At 33.6% G+C, this 6,773-nt stretch carries 7 protein-coding genes; 2 read left to right on the forward strand and 5 right to left on the reverse strand.

Going from position 1 to position 6,773, the window contains the following annotated elements; all coding sequences use genetic code 11:
• Positions 1-21 precede the first annotated feature (21 nt).
• Both IJE13_RS02135 and IJE13_RS02140 read right to left on the reverse strand, forming a co-directional pair.
• The gene (locus IJE13_RS02135) at positions 22-1,101 is read right to left on the reverse strand and encodes a CapA family protein (protein ID WP_292776501.1); all 1,080 of its coding nucleotides are present in this window, start codon (positions 1,099-1,101) and stop codon (positions 22-24) included.
• An 85-nt stretch (positions 1,102-1,186) separates the two neighbouring features.
• Entirely contained in the window at positions 1,187-1,570 is a 384-nt protein-coding gene (locus IJE13_RS02140; protein WP_292776505.1) for a hypothetical protein, read from the reverse strand.
• A 195-nt stretch (positions 1,571-1,765) separates the two neighbouring features.
• On the opposite strand from IJE13_RS02140, the gene IJE13_RS02145 reads away from it, so the two are divergent.
• Together IJE13_RS02145 and dmpI are read left to right on the forward strand one after the other, a co-directional pair.
• Complete coding sequence (locus IJE13_RS02145; RefSeq protein ID WP_292776507.1) at positions 1,766-1,987, forward strand: hypothetical protein; 222 nt, start codon at positions 1,766-1,768, stop codon at positions 1,985-1,987.
• A 345-nt stretch (positions 1,988-2,332) separates the two neighbouring features.
• Positions 2,333-2,521 carry a 4-oxalocrotonate tautomerase DmpI gene (gene dmpI / locus IJE13_RS02150; protein ID WP_292776509.1) on the forward strand — a complete coding sequence of 63 codons (189 nt, stop codon included), beginning with the start codon at positions 2,333-2,335 and terminating at the stop codon, positions 2,519-2,521.
• Positions 2,522-2,595: 74 nt separating this feature from the next.
• Here the strand turns inward: dmpI and IJE13_RS02155 are convergent, their stop codons facing one another.
• The 3 genes from IJE13_RS02155 to IJE13_RS02165 all read right to left on the reverse strand — a co-directional run bounded on the left by IJE13_RS02155 (position 2,596) and on the right by IJE13_RS02165 (position 6,729).
• Positions 2,596-3,189: a hypothetical protein gene (locus IJE13_RS02155; RefSeq protein ID WP_292776511.1), complete on the reverse strand. Its 594-nt coding sequence runs from the start codon at positions 3,187-3,189 to the stop codon at positions 2,596-2,598.
• A gap of 191 nt (positions 3,190-3,380) precedes the next feature.
• Positions 3,381-4,973, reverse strand: coding sequence for a hypothetical protein (locus IJE13_RS02160; RefSeq protein ID WP_292776513.1), 1,593 nt, complete (start codon positions 4,971-4,973; stop codon positions 3,381-3,383).
• 109 nt (positions 4,974-5,082) lie between these two features.
• Positions 5,083-6,729, reverse strand: a complete 1,647-nt coding sequence (locus IJE13_RS02165; RefSeq protein WP_292776515.1) for a Mur ligase family protein — start codon at positions 6,727-6,729, stop codon at positions 5,083-5,085.
• Between the last annotated feature and the right edge of the window lie 44 nt (positions 6,730-6,773).

The following is a 6,773-nucleotide window of genomic DNA, read 5'->3' on the forward strand; positions in this document are numbered from 1 at the left end:
CACAATATTTTATTTTAAATCTTAACTGGTTTCATTAGTTATCTTACCTAATCTAAATGTCAATTTGCCAGTACCATCATCATTTACCTTTAAGTCATCGCAATGTGGATTCAATTCATTTATCAATGCCTTACCAGATTGGGAATCCATGAAGTGAGGCAAATAGTTGGACACATAAGTTGGATAAAGTGTCACGGTACAATTGTCCTCAACCAAATCCAAATTAAGGAAATAAGACCTGTGGGTAGCAGGGTTTGACTGGTCAAATATGAAATTTCCCAAATTGTAGAAAATAGGCTTTCCATTGTACATCTCTACTCCCTGAGTAACGTGAGCATGAGATCCTATTACGATATCCGCACCGTCATTGATCAGTTCATGGGATATCTTTATCTGGTTTTCATTAGGGCTTCGGCTATATTCGTTTCCATAATGGAGATATGCAATGATAATGCTTGAGCCGTTTTCACGGGCTTCCTGCACTTGTCTCTGTGCAAGTTCTGTGTCATATGCAGAGTATCCTGAACTGTTGGCTGTTGCAGGATCCATCACTCCCCTGTATTCCCTGAAGTTGTCAGCATCCATATAATTCAATATGGTGACCTTTCTGTCTCCGCAGTCTATGCTTACAGGCTTTGTTGCCTCGTCTATATTCATTCCTGCACCTATCACATAAATGCCTGCTTCCTTCAAGTTATTGATGCTTTCATTGAGGCCCACTGTACCGTAATCCAAAGCATGGTTATTTGCCTGTGATGCCACAACATTGTCATTGGCACCTGCCAATAGATAGGTATATTTAGGATTGGCCTTCAACGGCACATCCCCTTTAACCGCATAAGATGATGTGGTTACAGGATTCTCAAAGTTCACAAGCAGAATGTCCGCATTTTTGGTAACGTTTTCAACATATCTGAATGGGCTTTCGCCAGAGTCCAAAACAGCAGGCATCTTACGGCCGAACATAACATCTCCAGTAACTGCAACTGAGACATCATCATGGCCCAAATCATAATTTGAGCTATCATCCATTGACAATAAAATGGTTCCGCAAATGGACAATGCCAAAAGAATTAGAAAAATTACAATTAAAATTTTCAAAAACCTTCTTTTAATCATCATATCACATAAAAATGTTTTAATTAAATCTTAATATATAATTTTTATTAAATAAACATTTTTATAATTATGATGTTTCCAATAGGTTCAATACATAAGCCTTATCCAAATTAACCATTGCACATACCTCATCCAAATCATAGCCATTGTTTAATAGCTTATTTATGATTTTAGCTTCACCTCTAGCTTCACCTCTGGCCTCACCTCTGGCCTCACCAATGGCTTCGCCTCTGCTAATTATGGTATCAACAGTCCTATGAAACAAATCCTTCTTCATCTCGATCAACTCCATTAACATTTCCGCTTCCCATTTATCTTCGACAAATTTCCTTATATACATCTCCAAAAACATCTTTAAATCATACATTTCATTTTCATCCATGCCCTCTATCTCATTGACCAGATGGCAAATTTCCCACAATAACTCAACTACCGTTTTATCAGACTTCATAAAAATAACTGTTTCTAATTCAGCAATATCGCCATTATTTAATTCATTATTCTCTATTCTTTGTTTTATCCTATTTAAAGTTTTATTTCCGTCAATGGACTTTAACGATTTGATATAAATAGTAAACTCATTAAATAAATTCCATTTTCGTCTAATAACCCTATCATGTTCTTCTGCAGTACTGATAACATAAATATGTACGTTTTTTCCTTCCCTAAGATGAGTAAGAACGGCATATTTCATAAACCTATCAATATCCTCCTCACTAACAAAAGAACTTTGGAATTCAACTATCACAATGAATCCCCTTCTATCCTCAAAGGCAATATCCATATGATAGGTAGTTCCGCCATCATCAACCAATTCAGAATTCAAGAAGTGATCAAATTCAATAAATATGCCACAATTAAAGCATAGACTCTCAAAATGCTTAATGCTCTGCAATTTAAAGGTCTTGTCATAGAATTTATCTGAAATTTGAATCACCGAGAAATATTATATGCTTTTATTTTTATCTATAAACTATTTAAATCTTTTTATTTTTAATATAAATAATTTTACATTCTTAAATCAATTTTTTAAGTTCATATCAATTTTATTAATTGATTATAATATCATAAAATGATTTAAATTTACAAAAAAATTATAATTTTATAACAAGATTGAAACAATATTAAAAAAAGAAAAAATAAACTGATTAAAGAAAAATAATATTTATAATAAAAAAAATAAACTAAACTAACCAATTAAGGATGTGAAATAATGCCTGTTGTAACAATCGTTGGAAATCCAAACATAAGTGTAGAAAATAGAAGAGAAATGGTAAAAAAAGTCAGTGAAGCTGTAGCGGAAGCATATAATTTGCCAATCGAAGCAATTACCGTATTGGTGGAAGCCTTGCCTCCAGAAAGCATTGGAGTAGCTGGTGAACTATTAATTGATAGAAAATAATTTTTCTATCATCAATTCTTTTTTTAAAAAAATAATTATTTCTTATAAAATTTCAAAATAAAAAAAAATGAAAATTAGATTAAATTATCCAAAAACTCATTTTCAAAATTCAAATAATCATTCAATAAATTTTTGAATTTTTCATTTTCATCACTTGGGGCAAGATCAAGTGAAAGTATTTTTTTCAAATTTCCAACATTGCCTTGAATTGGAATTTTGTATTGGTTCAATACCATGCCAGGCAAGTGACCCCTATTTTCAACTATCCATTGGATGAAAATATTTTTTGATTCCATGAACTTTTCATCATGAAGCAAATTTTCAATATTTTCAAGATCATTTTTTTCAAAACTGTCATCAAATGAGTTATTTAAACTACTGGATATATACTCACTTATACCAATATCAATGTTTTTATCATACTTTCCATTAAATTGATTAGTCAATTCATTATTCAAGTACTTGGCAATGGAATAATTAATTTTATCCTTAGTTTGTCTTAAGATATCATTCGATTCAACAAACTCTTCCTGAGATACCTTTTCAACAGTAATTTTTGAATCATCTGCATATTTTTCATCTTCTACCTTTACATATTTTCCAACTAAAAATTCAAAATTGCAATTCTTGCAAAATTGGGCATCATCATCTCTTGGTGTTCCACACATCGGGCAATATTTGAAATTGGACATCATTTTTATCACTACAGCTTTTTCAATATTATTTGAATTTATAAGAACTATTTTTATTATTAAGAATAATTTTACTTAACAGGAATTATTTTATTTAGTTAGAATTATTTTATTTAGTTAGAATTATTTTAATCAATACAAATTGTTTTAATCAATAGGAATCATTCTCAAGATCTGTTTTTAATATATTCCTCTCTTTTTTTATGAGCCTCTTCTTCTGTGTCGAACAGACCTAAATGTTTGCCGTCAACTTCAGCACTCCACATGAACAATCCATCCTCATAATAAACTCCTTCATACTTAGAGGCCTTCTTATGGATTGTTGCAGATCCAGATTTGGATTTGGAAACTTTTGCTCCTCCGCTTACCTTAACCTTCCTTTTAGCCTTTTCTGATGAAACCTTATTTCCATCTTGAACTTTAACTTTGTTTTTATTTTTATTTTCAAACTCTTTAGCATAATCCAATTTGGATTTGCTATCTTTCTTATCAATTTCATCCTTTATGCTGGACTTTGAATCAATGGTCTTAATTGGTTTGGAAACATTGGATTTATTAACTTTCTCTTTTGCCTTTTCCCTTAACCTATCCCTTTCCTCAATGGTGATTGTCTTATAGCCTCCTTTTACCTTAACATCAACCAAGCCGTTTGATTTCAAATAATCCTTTCTTGCCTTGACTGCTTCATTTTCAGTTGAATGGTATGAGATTATTTTTCCCTTGACGCTTACAGTCCATAGCTTTTGCAATTTGCTGAATGAAATTCCCCTTGACTTGGAATAGGCCCCACCAATTTTCCTAGGCATTGGAATGGAACTTATGTAGATTTCCCTTGCTTCAAAAGCCTCTTTTGAAGATTGATACAATCCCAATTCCTTATCTCCATGCTCTGCCTTCCACATGAAAAGATTGTCATCATAGGAAATTCCCAAGCATTGTGAATATGGGACATCAGGTTGCCTTATCTTGATTTCCTTATTGTTGATTCCATAGACAAAATCATCCTGCTTTTCTTCCTTCACTTTAGGAATATATAGTTCATTCAATATCTGGACTATTTCATTGTTTGGACTTGATTGCCTTAATCTTATGAAATCATTTCCATCGTTGATGGCTGATTTGAGCCTAATTAAAAAGTCTGCATCCTGTGTTCTTCTGCTAAGCTTATACTTAGGTCTGATGAAATCCTTATCACCTGAATAATTTACATAGAACCAGACACATATATTGAATATTATCTTATGGGCTTCACTCGCAGCCTGAAGTTCTCCGCCAATATCAGTTGCTGAACCTTTTGATAGAAGAGGATTGGAAGTGGATTGGATCTGATATTCATCTTCATCAAAAGAAGAATCATCATTAACTTCATTAAAACCAGTTTTATAATCCCTTAAACCACCATTCTGTACATATGGCCTGTTTGCTTGTGATGGAGACTTGAATCCTCCTGTTCCATCACTGTTTAATGTATTGTGATAAACATCATTTCTCAATCTTCTAAGCTTTGAAAAGTCACTCTTTATATTGTTGGGCAATATATTTGCATTGTTCAACTTTTCGATTCTCTTGTATTGGCTGTTCTCATCATCTTTGATTCCTTCAAAGGCAAATATTGCCTTAGTAATCTTTTCAGCTATCCTTCCAGCGATTAGAATGGCTTCAACTCCATCTCCTTCAATCAAGTTCTTATCCATCCTAGCACAGTCCAGATAAATGTCTCTGAATTGATTTTCCAGGAAACTAAAACAAAATTCGCTCATAAAAACAACCTTTAAAAATAGGAATTATCAAAAAATAGATAATTTTAACCTATATTTTCTTAAAATTAATTATAAAAAATCCATATTAAAAATTTATTTTAAAATCAAATTAATGTCCTAAAATGTCCTTCAATACATCTGATGCAGGATCCATTCCCTGTGCACCAATCAATAATACCACATCATCCTTGCCTGCTGTTTCCATAATGTATCCCAATGCATCATACAGTTTTTCAAAATGATTGTATTTGATGCGTTCATTATCCAAATTGGCAAAGAAAATATCCTTTTCAAAGTCTTCAACATAATTCAAATGATCCACTAAGTCCACACTTGATGATAAAGTCAGATAGATTTCCCTCTTTTTGGCACTTGAATCCTTTTCAATCAGATCATCATTTCTATGGCGCAATTCCTTGATTACCTCTGCCAAAGCCTCTGAATTGAGACCATTCAAGGTCTCTCCACGGGAACCTCTGATTGCACATGCAATGTATAGATTGTCCTTATCCAACTGTTCCGCCAAATCATAGCTTGCCCTGACAGTATTCTTTATTCCATCGGGGTTGTGTGCAAAGTCATCTATGACGATAGGCTCATCGTAAAGACGTGTGAACCTTCTGCTTAAAGGCCTATAAGTCTTTACTCCCTCTTTAATATCTTCAATTGGAATCTCCAAGGAGATGCAAGCTGAAATGGCTGATAGGATGTTTCTGATGAAATGGTCTCCAGTAAATGGAAGCTCTTCAAATTCCAGAATCGCCTTTCCATCATACTTAATCACTTTCTCTTCTGTGTCAAAATAGACCTTCTTATCATTATCTGCATCATATTCCTCAATGAATTGCTTTTCCATGGAAGTGAAGTAAGTGTCTACACCTTCATTAACAAACTGTTTCATCCTTAAGACATTCTCATCATCAAAATTAAGGACAATTCCTCCCTTATTTGTAGCCTTGACCACGCCGGAAGTTTCTTCAAACACCTCTTCAATTGAATTTACAAGACCTATATGGTCCATTGTGACGTTTGTTACGACACCGACATCAGGATTGATTGCTGAAGACATGATCCATGCATGGTCTTTCATCAAGTCAGTTCCCCAACCTTGAACCTCTGAAACTTCAATTACAAGATAGTCAAAGACTTCCTTGTTTGGAATGTCGCATATGAAATTGAATATTCTTGGGTCCACTCCCTGCTTTGCCAAAACCTCTTCAGAGATCAGTTTGGCCACCATAGGGTCAATCAATGTGTTGAATTCGGATTTTGCATCGGTATTTGTAAAGACATTGAAACCTGCATGGGACAGGATATGGTAAATCAAATGGGAACTTGTGGACTTTCCGTTTGTTCCACTTATAACAACTCTTTTGGAGTCAGGAACCAAATTGTCAATTGTCCATTTTATTGCAAATGCATTTGCAAATTCAATCCTATCAACCACAATAACTGGAAACTGAAGCTTCTCAGCCATTTCCAAGGCATCTTCCTTAGGGGTCAATGTGATTAGGCAAGCCACATTCTTGTCATTTGCTATTTCAACACCCTTTCCATTGATCCAATGCCTTATTACAATGTCTCCCTCTTGAGCTTCGTTCAAGGTTTCAAAGATTCCTGTAAATCCGTTTGAAGCCTTGTAGTCATCAGATCCGTAAATCTTTCCTCCAATGGAATCTGCAAGCTGATTGATTGAAAAAGTGCTTAAGGAAGATACTGAATCTGCTAATTCATTTAAAAAATATGCTTTTGACATTTTAATCCCCTTTATGAGTTGATGAAAATAAAAAATAAATAAAA

It is taken from the genome of Methanobrevibacter sp. (assembly GCF_017410345.1).
Classification (GTDB): Archaea; Methanobacteriota; Methanobacteria; order Methanobacteriales; family Methanobacteriaceae; genus Methanobrevibacter.

What these genes read in the sequence shown, in the direction of transcription:
- IJE13_RS02140 (WP_292776505.1), bottom strand. Translation starts at nt 1,570, where the DNA reads ATGAAGTCTGATAAAACGGTAGTTGAGTTATTGTGGGAAATTTGCCAT.
- IJE13_RS02145 (WP_292776507.1), top strand. Translation starts at nt 1,766, where the DNA reads ATGTACGTTTTTTCCTTCCCTAAGATGAGTAAGAACGGCATATTTCAT.
- dmpI (WP_292776509.1), top strand. Translation starts at nt 2,333, where the DNA reads ATGCCTGTTGTAACAATCGTTGGAAATCCAAACATAAGTGTAGAAAAT.
- IJE13_RS02155 (WP_292776511.1), bottom strand. Translation starts at nt 3,189, where the DNA reads ATGTGTGGAACACCAAGAGATGATGATGCCCAATTTTGCAAGAATTGC.
- IJE13_RS02160 (WP_292776513.1), bottom strand. Translation starts at nt 4,973, where the DNA reads ATGAGCGAATTTTGTTTTAGTTTCCTGGAAAATCAATTCAGAGACATT.
- IJE13_RS02165 (WP_292776515.1), bottom strand. Translation starts at nt 6,729, where the DNA reads ATGTCAAAAGCATATTTTTTAAATGAATTAGCAGATTCAGTATCTTCC.